The 15,698-nt window shown below is 65.2% G+C and carries 15 protein-coding genes and 2 tRNA genes; 9 read left to right on the top strand and 8 right to left on the bottom strand.

What is annotated here, in order from left to right; genetic code table 11:
• Positions 1 to 78: 78 nt before the first annotated feature.
• Together WFL22_RS03065 and WFL22_RS03060 are read right to left on the bottom strand one after the other, a co-directional pair.
• On the bottom strand, positions 79 to 525 hold the full coding sequence (locus WFL22_RS03065; protein ID WP_336991423.1) for an SRPBCC family protein: 447 nt from the start codon (positions 523 to 525) through the stop codon (positions 79 to 81).
• Between the two features lie 216 nt (positions 526 to 741).
• Positions 742 to 817 (bottom strand) — tRNA-Arg (locus WFL22_RS03060).
• Between the two features lie 164 nt (positions 818 to 981).
• Here WFL22_RS03060 and glsA point away from each other — a divergent pair.
• From glsA to WFL22_RS03045, 3 genes are all read left to right on the top strand, one after another.
• A complete protein-coding gene (gene glsA / locus WFL22_RS03055) occupies positions 982 to 2,004 on the top strand; it encodes a glutaminase A (RefSeq protein ID WP_336991422.1) in 1,023 nt (340 codons plus the stop codon).
• On the top strand, positions 1,997 to 3,640 hold the full coding sequence (locus tag WFL22_RS03050; RefSeq protein ID WP_336991421.1) for an MFS transporter: 1,644 nt from the start codon (positions 1,997 to 1,999) through the stop codon (positions 3,638 to 3,640). The genes glsA and WFL22_RS03050 overlap by 8 nt, the downstream gene beginning before the upstream one ends.
• Before the next feature lie 80 nt (positions 3,641 to 3,720).
• Complete coding sequence (locus WFL22_RS03045) at positions 3,721 to 4,098, top strand: META domain-containing protein (protein ID WP_336991420.1); 378 nt, start codon at positions 3,721 to 3,723, stop codon at positions 4,096 to 4,098.
• Between the two features lie 77 nt (positions 4,099 to 4,175).
• Here WFL22_RS03045 and WFL22_RS03040 read toward each other — a convergent pair whose 3' ends face one another.
• Together WFL22_RS03040 and WFL22_RS03035 are read right to left on the bottom strand one after the other, a co-directional pair.
• Positions 4,176 to 4,544 (bottom strand): DUF1048 domain-containing protein, encoded by a 369-nt coding sequence (locus tag WFL22_RS03040; protein ID WP_336991418.1) that lies wholly within the window; start codon positions 4,542 to 4,544, stop codon positions 4,176 to 4,178.
• A complete protein-coding gene (locus WFL22_RS03035) occupies positions 4,541 to 4,873 on the bottom strand; it encodes a PadR family transcriptional regulator (protein WP_336651193.1) in 333 nt (110 codons plus the stop codon). The genes WFL22_RS03040 and WFL22_RS03035 overlap by 4 nt, the downstream gene beginning before the upstream one ends.
• Before the next feature lie 103 nt (positions 4,874 to 4,976).
• Here WFL22_RS03035 and WFL22_RS03030 point away from each other — a divergent pair, with 103 nt between their 5' ends.
• Positions 4,977 to 6,197, top strand: a complete 1,221-nt coding sequence (locus WFL22_RS03030) for an MFS transporter (RefSeq protein WP_336991417.1) — start codon at positions 4,977 to 4,979, stop codon at positions 6,195 to 6,197.
• A gap of 62 nt (positions 6,198 to 6,259) precedes the next feature.
• Here WFL22_RS03030 and def read toward each other — a convergent pair whose 3' ends face one another.
• Positions 6,260 to 6,823 carry a peptide deformylase gene (gene def / locus WFL22_RS03025; RefSeq protein WP_336991416.1) on the bottom strand — a complete coding sequence of 188 codons (564 nt, stop codon included), beginning with the start codon at positions 6,821 to 6,823 and terminating at the stop codon, positions 6,260 to 6,262.
• Between the two features lie 115 nt (positions 6,824 to 6,938).
• On the opposite strand from def, the gene orn reads away from it, so the two are divergent.
• Together orn and WFL22_RS03015 are read left to right on the top strand one after the other, a co-directional pair.
• Positions 6,939 to 7,598: an oligoribonuclease gene (gene orn / locus WFL22_RS03020; RefSeq protein WP_336651196.1), complete on the top strand. Its 660-nt coding sequence runs from the start codon at positions 6,939 to 6,941 to the stop codon at positions 7,596 to 7,598.
• Positions 7,599 to 7,819: 221 nt separating this feature from the next.
• Entirely contained in the window at positions 7,820 to 10,153 is a 2,334-nt protein-coding gene (locus WFL22_RS03015) for a putative bifunctional diguanylate cyclase/phosphodiesterase (RefSeq protein WP_336991415.1), read from the top strand.
• A 98-nt stretch (positions 10,154 to 10,251) separates the two neighbouring features.
• On the opposite strand, the gene WFL22_RS03010 is transcribed toward WFL22_RS03015, so the two are convergent.
• Entirely contained in the window at positions 10,252 to 11,112 is an 861-nt protein-coding gene (locus WFL22_RS03010; RefSeq protein WP_336991414.1) for a hypothetical protein, read from the bottom strand.
• Positions 11,113 to 11,315: 203 nt separating this feature from the next.
• On the opposite strand from WFL22_RS03010, the gene WFL22_RS03005 reads away from it, so the two are divergent.
• Together WFL22_RS03005 and WFL22_RS03000 are read left to right on the top strand one after the other, a co-directional pair.
• Positions 11,316 to 12,083 (top strand): hypothetical protein, encoded by a 768-nt coding sequence (locus WFL22_RS03005; protein WP_336991413.1) that lies wholly within the window; start codon positions 11,316 to 11,318, stop codon positions 12,081 to 12,083.
• Positions 12,083 to 13,087, top strand: a complete 1,005-nt coding sequence (locus tag WFL22_RS03000) for a ThiF family adenylyltransferase (protein ID WP_336991412.1) — start codon at positions 12,083 to 12,085, stop codon at positions 13,085 to 13,087. The genes WFL22_RS03005 and WFL22_RS03000 overlap by 1 nt, the downstream gene beginning before the upstream one ends.
• 67 nt (positions 13,088 to 13,154) lie before the next feature.
• Here the strand turns inward: WFL22_RS03000 and WFL22_RS02995 are convergent, their stop codons facing one another.
• On the bottom strand, positions 13,155 to 14,768 hold the full coding sequence (locus WFL22_RS02995; protein ID WP_336991411.1) for a SpaH/EbpB family LPXTG-anchored major pilin: 1,614 nt from the start codon (positions 14,766 to 14,768) through the stop codon (positions 13,155 to 13,157).
• A 328-nt stretch (positions 14,769 to 15,096) separates the two neighbouring features.
• Positions 15,097 to 15,169, bottom strand: a tRNA-His gene (locus WFL22_RS02990).
• Between the two features lie 180 nt (positions 15,170 to 15,349).
• Here WFL22_RS02990 and WFL22_RS02985 point away from each other — a divergent pair.
• Positions 15,350 to 15,697 (top strand): metallopeptidase family protein, encoded by a 348-nt coding sequence (locus tag WFL22_RS02985; protein ID WP_336991410.1) that lies wholly within the window; start codon positions 15,350 to 15,352, stop codon positions 15,695 to 15,697.
• The last annotated feature ends 1 nt before the right edge of the window (position 15,698 follow it).

Below are 15,698 nucleotides of genomic sequence, written 5' to 3'. Positions count from 1 at the left end.
GGGGCGCGAATCCCTTCGCGCTGTCGATCGCGTCGGCACTCGACCGCCCGCTCGGCCGCATCTTCGAGGACGCGATCGTTATCGGCCGACTGCGCTCAACAGCAGTTTGTTTCGTTGCCGGATGAGGCGCTGCATGTACGGAACCAGCACGAGTCGTTCTGCGGCCGCCCCAAAAATTGGAGACGCGATCGTGATGGTGTCGGTCATCCGGCAGCCGTCGAGCGTGTCCTCGAAGAGATGCTCGTGGACAAACATTGCGAACGGCCCACTCACCTGTTCATCAATGAAGCGATGGGGACGGTCGAGCTCGGTGATCTTCGAGGTCATCGTGAACCAGATACCAAAGTGCCGGGCGCGCCACGTGACGGTCTCGCCGAGGCCGATCCGGCCAGTAGTGACGCCGCCGACTGCGATCTCGCGCGACCGAGCCATTGATCTCACGTGCGTGTCGATGTCCAGCGAGATATCGAACATCGAGGCAGCATCGCTCGGGCACTCGGTGACGATCGTGAAGGTGCTGGCCATAGGACTCATTCTGCTACAGACGCCGCGAGATTCGGATGCTCGTGCGAAGAGACACTATGTGGTGGGTGAAACGTTGAGCTGCTGTGCACCCCGAAGGCTCGTCCATTCACTGCTCCAGCGCACCTCCAGGGCAGCTTTCGTCAGAACCCACTGTGCGGCGATGAAACCCACCAGACGCTGCGGAGGCCGCCCCACGTGTCAAGCGAGCAAGATGGATGGTGCCCCCGGAGAGATTCGAACTCCCGACCGGCGGATTAGAAGGCCGCTGCTCTATCCACTGAGCTACGAGGGCAACCACACCAGCGTACTATGCCGCCTCCCTGCAAGGGGTTCGTTCCAGGACTGACCTGCGCAGCTTCGAGCATTGCTCACGGCACCAGTCCCCCAAAAATGTGTTGGTGCCGCACATTGCAGGCTCTAGTGTTGACCTCAGATGCCCCACTGAGCGGAGGTCGCATGTTCGAGCACGATGCGGTGGATGTCGAGCAGCGAGCGCTCACAGGGGCCTTGCCGCCACGGTCGCACGTCGCCGAGCTCGTAGCCGAAGCGCACGCACGCTATGCCGGGCTCGACGAGGGCGAGGTCGCCGATTACATTCCGGTGCTCGGCGCCGCCGACCCGGCGCGCTTCGGGCTGTCGGTGGTCGACATCGAAGGCACCTCACATGAGGTCGGCGGTGTCGGAGACACCTTCTCGATTCAGTCGATCTCGAAGGCGTTCGTGTTCGCGCTGGTGTGCGAAGAGCTCGGACATGAGGCGGTGCATGATCGTGTCGGCGTGAACAACACCGGTCTCGCGTTCAACTCCGTGATGGCGATCGAGCTGAACGGCGGCAGCCCCATGAACCCGATGGTCAACGCGGGCGCGATTGCGACGACCGCGTTGGTGCCGGCGGCATCTGCAGAGGAGCGTTGGGAGCTGGTACGCGGAGGCCTGTCGCGCTTCGCCGGCCGTGAGCTCGAACTCGATAATACCGTCTACCGCTCCGAGGCAGAGACCAACCATCGCAACCGTGCCATCGGCAGACTGCTGCAGAGCTACGGTCGGCTCGACCCCGACCCGCTTGAGACCGTAGACGTTTACACCAGGCAGTGCGCACTGTCGGTGACGGCGCACGATTTGGCGGTGATGGGCGCGACGCTCGCCGCAGGCGGGGTCAACCCCGCGACCGGGGAGCAAGTGGTCTCGGCCGAGGTGTGCCGCGACACGCTCACAGTGCTCGCCTCATGCGGCATGTACGAGCGCTCGGGCGAGTGGCTGTTCGAGATCGGTCTGCCTGCGAAGTCGGGGGTGTCCGGCGGTATCGTGGCCGTCGCGCCCGGCAAGGGCGCCGTAGGCACCTACTCGCCCCTCCTAGACCCGGCCGGCAACAGCATCCGGGGCCAGCGGGCCTGCGCCTACCTCTCGCGCGCCCTCGGCCTCAACCTCTTCGCCTCGATCCACCGAGGCGCTTCCGAACTGGAGGCATCGCATGTCTGAGCAGTCGACTTCCGCTCGCAGCGCACCGGAGCGGGCCGAACGAAGCTCTTGGGCGCCGATGGTGGGCCTGTTTCTCGCACAGGTCCTGATGTCATTCAACGTGGCCGCGCTTCCCATCTCCTTGGGCGGCATGGTCGAAGATTTCGGTGTGCCGCCAACCGCTGCGAGCACCACGATCGTGGTGTACGGCATCGCGGTGGCGGCGCTCGTGATGACGGGTGCCAAACTGGGTCAGCGTGTGGGCTGGGTGCTCATCTTCCGCGTGGTGATCGTGGTGTTCGCGGGTTCTTCACTGATGATGATCCTGTCGCCCTCGATCGGCTGGGCCATCGCCGGCCAGGTGCTGGCGGGCGCCTCAGCTGCGATTATCGTGCCGGCCCTGGTGGCGCTCATCGCGGAGAACTACCACGGCGATCAGCAGGCCACCGCTGTCGGATCGCTCGGATCCGCTCGCGCTTTCTCGGGTGTCAGCGCCTTCCTCATCGGCGGCACGCTCGGCACGCTGGTGGGGTGGCGGCCCGTGTTCGGGATCACCCTTGGCCTTGCCGCGCTCGTCTTCCTCTTCAGCTTCCGGCTGCGGTCGGATCGTGGCAACCCTGCTGTCAAGATCGACCTCGTCGCTTCGGCGCTGATCGGCGCCGGGATCGTGCTGCTCACGCTCGGATTCAACAACCTGAACGGCTGGGGCATCCTGTTCGCCGAGCCGGGAGCTCCCTTCGGTATTCTCGGCCTCTCCCCCGCACCCGTGTTCGTGGTGCTCGGCCTGGTGCTGGGGCAATGCTTCTTCCTGTGGACCAATCGGCGCATGGCGCGCGGTGAGGTGCCGCTCGTCGACCTGAGCGTGCTCAAGGAGCCGACTGAGCGTGCTGCCGTCTACGCCATGTTCATCATTGTCTCGATGGAGGCCGCCGTGAACTTCACGGTGCCCACCTACATCCAGGTCGTGCAGGGCCGCACCCCGTTCGACACCTCGCTCGCGATGATGCCGTTCAACCTGACAGTGTTCGTCACGGCGACACTGATCGTGCGCTTCTACAAGCGCTACGCACCGCGCACGATCGCCCTCTTCGCGTTCGCGCTCACCACGGCGGCGCTCGTGTGGTTGGCCTTCGTGGTCACGAACAACTGGGAGACGCTGCCCACGATCATCGGTCTGATCGTGTTCGGCATCGGGCAGGGCGCCCTGGTGACGCTGGTGTTCAACGTACTGGTCACAGCCGCACCGAAGCGCTTGGCTGGCGATGTGGGGTCGATCCGCGGCACCACGCAAAACCTGGCCTCGGCCGTGGGGACCGCGGTTATGGGTGCGGTGCTGGTCACCACTTTGGGGCTCGGGATCGGCAGCGCCGTCGCTGAGCACCCTGATCTGCCGCCGGAGCTCGCCGCCCAGGTGGATCTCGACAGTGCGAATTTCATCAGCAATGACGATCTGCGGGCGGTGCTCGAAGACACGACCGCTGACCCTGCGCAGGTTGAGGCGGCCGTCGCGCTCAACGAGGAGCAGCGGCTGCGCACGCTGAAACTCGGTTTCCTGCTGCTCGCGGGTATCAGCGCGCTCGCGGCGCTGCCTGCGTCGCGGCTGCCGAAGTATCGGCCCGATGAGATTCCCGCCGACGCCGTGGGATCTGCCGAGTGACCGCGCCGATCCGCCATCTGCCGCGCACCCGGGCCCCGGCTTCCTCCTCCCCCATCCATCCCTCCGAAAGGATCCCCGTCATGCAACGCTCGCGCACCCTTCTCACTACCGCGCTCTTCGGGGCCGCCGCGGTCCTCGCTCTCTCGACCGCCGGCTGCTCCGGCAGCAGCTCGAACGCCTTCGTCGGCACCTGGGGCGACGAGGGCGACGGCTCGGCACCTTCCCTCACGATCGAGCAGAACGGCTCCTTCTCAGGCACCGACGGCTGCAACCGTCTGGGCGGCACTGCTACCTTCGACGGCGACACGATCGACTTCGGCCAGGTCGCGAGCACGCTCATGGCCTGCGAGGGCGTCGACACCTGGTTGCAAGCTCTCAACACCGGCGCAGTGGTCGATGGCAAGTTGCAGATCAAGGACGAGAGCGGCGAGGTGATCGGTTCGCTGCCCAAGCAGTAGCGACCGCCTTGCGATCCTCACGATGAGAGCGGATCTCGCGGTGAGTAGCACAAGCATCTCGGGTGAATGGTTCCGCTTCAGGCTCCTTGCTTCCCACCGTCGAGGGCGTCGATTGCTGCGGTGAGACGGCGGCGCTCCTTGGAGATCCACTGACCGTCGGCGTAGTTCGCGAGGAAGGTTTCGGCGAAGTCGACAGGGTCGTCTCCGACGATGGCGCGCACCGGGGTGCCGTCGGATGCGGCGCGCTCGAAGAGTTCGGTGAGGTCTTCGGTCATCTGCACCAGGACGTCGCCCTTCGAGATGGCACCGAAATAGCTGAGGTAGCGTTCGACTGCCTGCGCGGCTGCGCGGTGGCCGGCGGGGAGGGCTTTGATGCGGACCTGGCATTCGCGCCAGCGGCGCTTATCGCCGAGATCGCCGAGGATCGTGTCGAGGATGTTGCTCATGGTGATACTCCTTCGTGAAGTGTGGTGATTCGCTCGGTGAGGAACTGCCAGGACTGCCAGAACTCCTCGAGGTAGCCGCGGCCTGCCGTGTTCACGGAGTAGACCTTGCGGGGCGGCCCTTTCTCGGAGGGGGTCTTGACGACGTCAACGAGGCCGCGTTGTTCGACGCGCACCAGCAGCGCGTAAATGGTGCCCTCAGCGATGTCGGCGAAGCCTAGTTCTTGGAGCCGCGACCGGATTTCGTAGCCGTAACTGGGATGCTCGGCGATGATGGCGAGCACCATGCCTTCCAAGACTCCCTTGAGCATCTCGGTCATGTGTTTTGCCATCGCATCGCTCCTTGCTACCTAGCGTTACTCGGTACTGCTGCAACGTAACACTAAGTAGCTCGCTGCACCACCCCTCAATCCGAGCGCCAGCTAAGATCGACGAGTGCGCGCAACCACCAGGCCCCGCCTCCCCTTCGAGGTCTGGGCCCTTGTCGCCGGCGGCTTCACAGTCGCGCTCGGCTATGGAGTGGTGGCACCAGCGATCCCCCAGTTCGCCCTCGAATTCGGCGTGTCGGCCTTCGCAGCCTCTGTGATCGTCAGCGCCTTCGCGCTCATGCGACTGCTCTCAGCACCCCTGGCCGGTTGGGTGGTGGGGCGATTCGGCGAACGGCGCAGCTACACCACAGGCATCCTCATCGTCGCACTCTCCACTGGCGCCGCCGCATTCGCAGCCGACTACACCCAGTTCGTCGTGCTGCGCGGCCTGGGCGGCATCGGCTCGACAATGTTCACGGTCGCCGCAACGGCGCTGCTCGTCAAAGTTAGCCCGCCCGATGCCCGCGGCCGCGTCGCAAGCCTCAACGCCGCCGGATTCCTGCTGGGCGGCCTACTCGGCCCCGTCTTCGGCGGCATCGTCGCAACGTTCGGTCTGCGCGCCCCCTTCGTGTTCTACTTCGTCACCCTCGTCGCCGCGGCCACAGTCGTGGCCATCGCGCTGCGACGCTCGCAGGCCGCGGGCGCCCCCGCACCGCTCAGCGGCACCAATGCCGAGCCCCCGGCAACGGTGCGACTGCGCGAAGCCCTGCGCGTGCCGCAGTATCGCGCACTGCTGCTGTCGGTGTTCACCTTCGGCTGGGCCTCCTACGGTGTGCGCGTCTCGGTGCTGCCGATCTTCGTCGCGGTCGCCTTCAGCGGCGACGCCACGGTCGCCGCCTGGGTGCTCGCCGCTTACGCCGCCGGCAACGCCATCCTCATCTTCCCCTCGGGCCGCTGGAACGACTCCCTCGGCCGCAAACCGGTGCTCATCGCGGGCATGGCGGTGCTCGCCATCACCTACGCGGCCGTACCGGCAAGCCCCGGCATCTGGACCACCGCGGCCGTGATGTTCGTCGCCGGAGCGGGATCCGCACTCGTCAACCCCGGCCAACAGGCGGTGCTCGCCGATGTGCTCTCGCAGCGTCGTGGGGGCCAGGTTGTCGCAGGCTACTCCATGATGAGCGACCTCGGCGGCGTGCTCGGCCCCGCTATCGCCGGGGCCGTTGTCGACTTCGCAGGCTTCGGCTGGGCGTTCGGAATCACGGCCGCACTGCTCGCAGCGGCTTCCATCATCTGGTCGCTGATCCCTGACTCACGCAGCCTGAGCTTGGCGGATCCGGCCCGCTGACGCGGCCCGCAGGGCGCACCCATCAGGAGCCTGTTGCGGCTCTGCACACACAGCTGCGGGGCTCAGCCCTCGAGATCGTCGACGCCGGGCAACCAGCTCAGCCCTGGCCTACCCCAGCCGTTCTTGCGCTGCGCCTTCTGCGCACCACGGTTCTCGGGGTGCACTAGGCGGTCCACGTAGAGCAAGCCATTCAGGTGGTCGAACTCGTGCTGCAAAATACGCGCGAACCAGCCGCTCGCCTGCACTTCGAAGGGCTTCCCGTCGATGTCTTGAGCGCGCAGCAGCGCGCGGGGCGAGCGGCGCAGCGCGAAGCGCTCACCTGGGAAAGAAAGGCAGCCTTCAACCTCATCCTCATCGGGAAGGCCGGGCTCGAGCGGCGCAATCCACAGCTCAGGGTTGATCGCGACACCCTCTGCCGGCGCTTCATCCTGATCCTCATACATCCACACGAACACCCGCTGCCCCACACCCACCTGGGGGGCCGCAAGACCCACACCGGGAGCGGCAACCGTCGTCTCGAACATGTCGTCGACGAGGGTGCGCAGCGCAGAATCGAATTCAGTCACGGGCACCGCCGGACGGTGGAGAACCGGCTCACCGGAGATCACAATAGGAAGAACTGCCATGCGCACCAGTGTAGAGGCGAGCCTTCAGCACCGGCGCTAGACTGAGGCGGTTCGAGGTGCGGGATCCGCGATCCCGACCATACAGAGCAGCAAGCAACGGGAACGAGGAACGACAGTGTCGAACGCCCCAGCAGATCAGATCGTCTGGATCGATTGCGAGATGACGGGTCTCGACGTAGACCGCGACGGCCTCTGCGAGATCGCCGTCATCGTCACCGACTTCGACCTCACTCCCCTCGACCCCGGCTTCGAGATCGTCATCAATCCGGGCGCGGAGGCACTCGCGCAGATGAATGACTTCGTGCGCAAGATGCACACCGAGTCGGGCCTGCTCCCCCGCATCGAACACGGTGCCTCCCTCGAAGAGGCCGAACAGCAGGTGCTCGACTACCTCAGCAAGCTCGTCACCCCCGGGCGCCGCCCCCTCGTCGCAGGCAACACGATCGGCATGGATCGCCGCTTCATCTCCAAGTACCTCCCGAAGCTCGACGCGCGACTGCACTACCGCAGCATCGACGTCTCCACCATCAAAGAACTGAGCCGCCGCTGGTATCCGGCCGCCTACTTCGGCGCGCCCGAGAAACGTGGCGGGCACCGCGCACTCGCCGACATCGCCGAGTCCATCCAAGAGCTCGCCTACTTCCGTAGCGCCGTCATGACACCCGCTCCCGGCCCTGACAAGGCAGCATCCGAAGCACTCGCCCAAACCGCGAGCGCCACCTACTCGACACTCATCGACGGGCTCGTGCAATCCGCCGAGAACAGCGCTGACTGACACTCAGTTCCAGACGCGGCGCGCCGAAACAACGGCGTGCCCACCCACAGCAGCAACCGTCGATTCGCCCGCGATCACAGGCAGCAGCGGGGACACACCTCGCGCACCTCGCAGAAAGCCACCGGTGCGGGCCTGACACATGCCATGATTGACCTTGCGAAACCGCAACGCACCGCGCCTCGATGACTGCGCACAATCCGCGGAGACTCAGAGGAGGGACCGTGCTCAGGCCTTTGGACACGACGAAGCGGGGCACCCTCTTCGCAGCACCATTCGCCCTGCTGGCTCTCGGTGTCATCGGGTTCGGCCTGGCCGAGCTGACGCGCTCCACGCCGGAATCCTGGACGCTCGTCATCACCGTCATCGTAGGAGTGATGATCTGCGGCTCACTGCAGCTGCAGGTGGGGCGCCGCCCCGGCTTCCCGCTCGTTGGCATCGCGATCGTGATGATCGCCATTCCCCCAATGCCGGGCTTCCCGCTGTTCAACGTCGCCGTCTGGGCGCTCGGGCTGCTGATCTCGCAGACCTTCCTGCACCGCAACGTGAGGCATGCCCTCTACCTGACAGGGCTGGGTGCGGTGAGCGCGCTGGCATTTGTGCTCACCCAGAGCTGGCTTGCGAACCTCGGTGTCTGGGTGCCACTGAGCTACCTGGCAGCGACCTCGGCCTACTACGCACTCTTTTTGATGGGCGAGTTCTTGCGGCAGTGGAGCAACACCGAGTCCGACCGCGACCTCGGCCTGTCGGCCATCGACCCTCTCAAGCTCACCCTTGTCGTTCTCATCGTCGGGGCCACCTCAACGGCAATGGACTACGCCGACACCCAACTGATCCCCTGGCTCGAACAAGACCCGCGAGCAGATCTCACCCCGCTCGTGGTGCTGCTCGCAGCATCGGTCTTCTACATGTTCGCGCAGCACAGTCGCTTCTCGCACATCGAACGCCGTCTCAGCGCCCTCGTCAACGCCGCCGTGGAGCTGCCGCGCATCACCGCGCAGGGCGGCCTGGCCCCCGCATTGCTCAGCCGCACCCAAACCATCGTGCAGGCGAAGCACGTCGAACTACGAGAGGCACCACCCGAGCGTCACGAGATCGGCGCCCCGGTGCGACTCGACGCCGCACGCAACGAATACCTCGTCGCCTCCCGCAAGACCGGCGGGGTGCCCTTCGAACGCGAAGACGAGCGCGCACTCACCACGCTCGCCCACGTTGCCAGCGAGACGACACGCGCGCAGCACGAAGTCGAAGATCTCGAGCGCCGCGCGAACACTGACGATCTGACAGGCCTACCCAACTACGGCGCCTTCCAGAAAGCGCTCATCGAAGCCAACGAAAACCGCTCGTACCATGCGGGCATCGCTCTGCTCTTCGTCGATCTCGACAACTTCAAGAAGCTCAATGACGCCCACGGCCACCGCATTGGCGACGAGTTGTTGAAGACCGTCGCCCAGCGCCTGCTCGAGGCGTCCGGCGGCGGAGACTTCGTCTCCCGTGTCGGCGGCGACGAGTTCGTGATCATCTTCTCCGATCTCGACTCACTCGACCAGGCGAAGGCCTCAGCCGACCGCATTGTCGAGACCGCCAGCCAGGCGGTCTTCATCGAGGGCCATCAGCTTCGCCCCACCCTCAGCGCAGGCCTCGCGTTTTCTGGGCATCGCGAACTCGACCCCCAGGCCCTCGTCGAAGTCGCCGATCGCGCCATGCTGCACGTCAAACGTTCGCGGCGGCGCGGCGGCGCGGCCACCGGTAGCGGGGTCAGCGTCTCCTCCCATCGTGCTTCCCGCACCAACGACATCGTCGCGCGGGCGATCCGCGAAGACCGGCTGCTCGTCGCTTTCCAACCGATCGTCAGCCTGGAGCGGGGCGAGATCTGGGCCTTCGAAGCTCTCGTGCGCTACGTTGATCCCGAGCTCGGCCCCATCTCCCCGCCCTCGCTCGTGGCCCGCGCGAAAAGCCTGGGCCTCATGAATGAGCTCACCAAGCAGGTCATCAGCAAAGCGCTCGACGCGGCCGACGAGTTCCATCGGCTCGAGCCCGGAATCGAGTGCATGACGGTCAACCTCGAGGTCGGTCAGATCACCGACTCGGAGCTCGGCTCGTTCGTGCGCGAGGCGGCCCGCACGCACCCCGACGTCTCCCTCTGCATCGAACTCAACGAGCGCTCGCTGCACGGTGTCACCGACGAGCTGCGCCGCGACGCGGAGGCACTGCAGCAGGACGGCGTGTTGCTCGCCCTCGACGATTACGGCTCCGATGCCTCGTCTGTGGGCGCGCTCGTGCACTTTCCGATGAACATCCTCAAGGTCGATAAGAGCCTCATCGACGATCTGGGAGATGCGCGTCAGCGCGAGGTTGTGAAGGCGCTGCAGGGGTTCGGGGACCGCCTTGGCTATACGGTCATCGTCGAGGGCGTGGAGACGCGCGAGATGGCCGATGTGCTCACCAGCCTCGGCGTGCGCAGTGTGCAGGGGTATTACTTCGGCAGGCCGCTCTCGTTCGCGCAGACGATGAGCCGCCTGCGCGGCTCAGGCACGCGCGCGCTCTTCGACCGCTGAGCATTCGGTTGGTCACCGCGGCTCCCTGAGCCGCAGCACTGCGGTTCGACGAGCCGCAGCACTGCGCTTCCGGCCCGCAGAGCAGGCAGCCGGAAGGTTCAGTATCCGTCGTCGGAATCAGAGCCGGCCGCGAGGTCGACGCCGCCGCTGAGCCGGGCGATTGCTTCGTCTGCCTGAAAATCAGGATCGGGTTCGATGAAGGCATCGACCACGCCCACGAAGGCGAGCGATGCAACCGACCACTCCTCGGGTTCTGATTCTCCGTCAACGGGGAAGTCGAAGTGGGCTTCAACAAGGGCAGGCACGGTGGCGCGCACGATCCCAAGGCCCTCGATGACGGAGGCCGCCGCCACAACGAACGGCTGCAGATCGCCGTGGAACTCGGGTTTCAGCCGGTAGCCAACAGTCGGCAGCACGTTGCGGTAGAAGCTCTCCATCGTCTCAACGAAGGCGATTTCGCTCGCTCGCAGCGCGTCGGTGATCCGGGCTCCGGCTGCGGGGTCGGCCCACGATTCGATCGTTGTGGAGAGCGCAGCGTAGGTGCGCCACTTGTTCGAGGCTGTCACCACCTCGAAGTTGTACTGCGCGGCGGTGCGGATGATGTCGATGAGCACCCGTCGCCTGCCGATGCTCGACCGCAGCTCGTCGACGCGCATGCTGAGGTACTGCCAGGTGGAGAGCAGGGTTTGGCTGTCGGCGCGGTCGATCCGCGCCTGATTGGCCAGATCGCAGAAGAGATCCGCGAGGAAAGCGTCGTGGCTGGGCCACACTCGCGAGAACTGCTTGGGAGTGATGCCGGCATTCGCCGCGATCCGCTCGATGAGCGGCCCGCTGACTCCTAACGACAGACCGACGGTATCGACGTACTGGGTTGCGCTCAGCAGCATGCGGGCGCGTACATCGTCGTTTCCCGACGGGTCGTACAGGCCACCCGTCGAATGCGTTTCGTCCTCGGACACGGCAGCGTCCTCTCCTTGGCTGTCAATTTCCCTCATCGTACCAATGCGGGCGACGATCTCGGGTTTTTCGGAGTGGCAGTTCTCCGGTGAGAGGCCTTCCTGGTGCAGAATAGAGGTTCGACCGAGCCGTGCGCGCTCGGAGTGCGGGGGAAGCGTGGACGGTATGTTGCAGGGGATTTACAGCACGCAGGGGGTCAGCTCAGTTGTCTCGCATTGATCGCGACATTACGAATCATGAGGTGATTCCCGTCGTCGCGTCGGGCTTGTTCGCCGCTGACTCCGCTGCGCGGCTCGCGTGCGGCATCATTGCCGTCGATGGTGTGGCGGTGCCGGGGCTCGAGGCGGAATATCGGGCGCACTTCGATTTGCGCAGGCGCGTCTACGTCGACCAGACCGGCCAGCTCGATGTCAGCGATCTGCACGAGGATGGCACTGATCGCGATGCTGACGACGCCCGCTCGGTGACGTTCGGTGTGTTCGAGAATCACCGTTCCGGGGTGCGCGTGCTGGGCGTCTCGCGGCTCATTGTGCGGGGCGATGTCCTGGCGCTTCCCGTCGAGGAGTTCTGTCCGGATTCCTTCGCCGACGAGGCGCTCGCCGCGCACAGTGTCGAGGTGTCTCGCGTGATCGCGCGCCACGAGTCTGCAGCAATGCAAGACCTGGTGCAGTGGCATCTGTTCACGATGATGCTCGCCTACGTGGCGAACCACGAGCTCGGTCGCACCTTCGCGATTATCGAGCCGTGGCTTGAGCGTCATCTGCGGGGCATCATCTCCATCGAGTCCATCGGTGAGGCGAGGTATGTCGAGCACTACCTCGACTACAACATGCCCATCGAGATCGACATTGCCGCATCCACTGTGTTGGCGAATGCCCGCAATGGCGATTTTGTCGATCGCTATCGGCAGGCGGAACCAGACATGACCTTCTTCGGTCGCGTCGTCGGCGCTTCCCGAGATCGGGCAGCCTGATGGCGCGTCGTATCTCGTCACCCGAGTTCTCGCGCAACTACGGGTTCTGGAGCGAGCCGGAACAGCAGGCGCTCATGTCGGCGAGCGTTGCGATCGCGGGGGTCGGTGGCGACGGTTTCCAGTTGGGTTTGAAGCTTGCGCGCATGGGGGTTTCGCGGTTCAGCATTGCGGATCCCGAGGTGTTCGAGCCCGAGAACGTCAACCGGGTGGAGGGTGCGAGCACGTCGACGTTCGGGCGGCGCAAGGCGGAGGTGTTCCGTGATCGGGTGCTCGACATCAACCCGGACGCCGAGGTTGAGGTGTTCTTCGACGGCGTCACCCCTGACAACGTCGAGGCGTTCATGCGCGGCGCCTCGCTGGTGCTTGATGAATCGGAGCTCACGAAGCCTGAGATCGGCTCTCTCATTGCTCGGCGGGCGCGGGCGCAGGGCATTCCCGATCTGCTGGTGATGAACGTGGGCTTCGCCGCGCAGGTGACCTCGTTCGCACCGCGTTCGTCGTGGACCTTCGAGCGTTTCATGGGTTTCAGCTCTGACGCTCCGCTCGATGAGATCGCTGAGGCCGGTGTCGATCTCAGTCGTTGCCTGCCTTACATTCCGGGCTACACCGATCTGCGATCGTTGCAGGCTGTGATGGGATCTGACGACGCGGCACCGGCCCCGCTGCCGTCAATCTCGATCGGCGTCGATGCGGCTTCCGCTATCGGCACCGCGCAGGCGTTTCTGCACCTGACGGCGGGGATCTCCAACCGTCGCCGCTCCCCCATCTGGGCGCCGCGCGTGGCCTACACCGACGCGTATCTGCTGCGCACCCGCGTGCTGCGGGCGGGGCGGGCCTCGCACCTGCGGCATTTGATGTTCGCGGCGGCACGGCAGCAGCTGGGCTTCAATCCGCGCGCGGAGTACACGCCAGCGGATATCGCCCGCCGCTCTGAGGAGTGCAGGGTGCCGGGCACCGGGTCTCGCGGGCTCGGGTCTGGTACCCCCGAAGCATCCCGTCCTTGAGCACACCAAAGCCTCCCGCCCCTTTCAACGAGCTCAGGGGGCGGGAGGCTTCTGCGTGCTGCCGGCGTTAAGCGGCTGCGGTGGGGGTCTCCTGCGGCTTCTTGCGGCGGCCGAAGATGGCGAAGAGCAGGCCACCGGAGATGAGGATCGCGCCCCCGATACCGATGGCGGTCATCCCGGCCCCGCCGAGCACGGGGAGGGCGCCGGCCTGGCGCATCTGGTTGGGCACGTGCACCGCGGCAGCACCCGTAGGGGTAGCACTCGGGGTGACAGTGAACTCGGTCGGGGTGGTCGAGGCGACGTAGCCCGCAGGAGCCTTCGTCTCGACAGCCCAATACTTGATACCCGCCTGCGAGGCCTTGAGGCCAGGAAAGGTGACACTGCCGTTCGCGTCGGAGGTGAGGGTTTGGGTTCGAGTCGGAATCCAGGAGTAAGCGTCGGGGTTGAACGTCGATGTCTCGAATGTGAGGCCGGTGGTCACCGGCTGGCCCGCAGCAACCCGTGCTGCTGCAGCGTCGGCTGCGGCCTTGTCGGCGAAGATCTGGAACTCGGCACCGGCGAGCACCTTCGAGGTGTCACCTGCAGCGTGCTTCGTGAACTGCGCTTTGCCCCACAGCGTTTGCGACTCAGACGTCATGTTCGTTTCATTCACTCCGACTTCCGCTTGATTGCGCACGACACCATTTGCTGGAAGCTCGTTCACTTTCGTCTCGTACACGAGCTCGATCAATGTGCCCGGCTTGATCCCCTCACCAGAGCAAAAGAACGCAGGACCGCCCGGAGAGCCACACTGCGAAGAACCGTCGGTGCGGACCCCACCGGGCTCAGTAAAATAGATGAGATCTGGCTTGGCCTCTGGACCGCTCCAGGCCTTCCCGACACCGGTCCGCAGCAGGTACGGCCGATTGTATTCTCCCCAGGTCCACCCCTCTGGCCTATCCAAAAAATCAACCGAGTCGACCACATACCCCTGGCTGTTCGGAATCTGAATGGATACTGTCCAGGTCACCGTGTCGCCCACCGCATGCGCGGAGCGATCGTCAACGGTTTTCACCATGTACGGCTGATCACCGAGGGTGTTCTTCGGATACGCGTGCACGTCGTAGCGGAACACACCGGGATCCGCGGTCGGCATGGGGAGGGTCACGAGGAACGGCTGCGCGGGTGCCTTGATCGAGTTCGGTCCCGGGTTCGTCTCGGTCACATAGAACAACCCCACCGGCAGCGTGTTGAACACTGCCAGGCCACCGTTCGCGGTCACCTGCTTCACCGGCGCACCCAGGGTCGCATTGCCCGGCACGAAGGGAGTGGTGCCGTTGAGGTACGGCTGGATCGTGGCCCACCCTGCGTCAGTGTTCAGATCGACAGCCTTGCCACCCACAGCGGTCACCTGCTGCACCGTGAACTCCACCCCGTTGATCGGCAAAGCGTCAGCCGGCAGGCTCCCCGGCGCGAGCTCCGAACCATCACCAGCAACGCCAGCCGTGGCGGGCTGTGACAGCTTATGAATGGTGAGCGACCGCGGCGTGTTCGGGTCGATATTCGACGGCGCCGCCGAAGCAGCCGATACCGCCACCCCCATCAGCGCGGTCGCACCCAACGCGACAGCAGCTACCGCGGCGCTGAGCCGCCGGCCATACCTGGGCGCACGCATCCGCGCACCCCGAACTTCTTCATGCATAGCAGCACTCCCAAGGTCGATCCAACTCCCCCGTTGCCGCGTCGTTCCCCTCAACGCACCGATCGACCCGGGTTTCCCGTCAACGCTACAGGCACCCCAAACGCACAAGCCCCAAACGCATCAATATTTCACCCCCACTTTCACCCCACCCGGTCTGCGATCCCCACCCTGAACCGCGGCACAGGGTCGCAGTGGTGCAGACTCGGAACCGCGCAGGCCAGACCAGGGAAGATGAGAGCACCCCGAGAGTGCGTGACCCCGCACAGCGCAGGCGATCCGCACCACACAAAAATCGGCCCCGACGCGAACGTCGGGGCCGATTTATCAGGGTGGCTAACGGGACTTGAACCCGCGACCACCGGCACCACAAGCCGGTGCTCTACCAACTGAGCTATAGCCACCATACTGACCACACTCGCCGGGGGCGAACGAGGCAACCCCACGATCATAGCCCACAACTCCCCCGCTTCGCCAAACCGACACACACGCCGGGGGCGGCGCACCCGCACCACCCCTCGCCCGGGCAACTTTCACCCCGAAACTCCCACGCGCACGTCAGCGCATCTGTGTAGGGTGAAAACATGCTCGAGATGTCGCACGAGGAGTTCGAATCGCTGGTCGCTGACGGCCTCGATTCGCTGCACGACGACATGCTCGCCCAGCTCGACAACGTGATCTTCCTGGTCGAAGATCGTCCCGCCGATGGCAGCGACATCCTCGGCGTCTACGAGGGCTTCTCCCTCGCCGAGCGCGACGTGTACGGCTACGGCGAAGAACCCGACCGCATCATCCTGTTCCGCGAGACACTGCTTGAGCACTGCGGCGACCGCGAAGAGCTGGTGCGTGAGATCCGTGTCACCCTCGTCCACGAAATCGCGCACTTCTACGGCATTTCCGAGGAGCGCATCCACGAACTCGGGTGGGGGTAAT

It is taken from the genome of Leucobacter sp. VD1 (assembly GCF_037150695.1).
Taxonomy (GTDB): Bacteria; Actinomycetota; Actinomycetes; order Actinomycetales; family Microbacteriaceae; genus Leucobacter.
The sequence above is the reverse complement of the archived record's forward strand: the minus strand, read 5'-3'. Positions and strand labels throughout refer to the sequence as shown.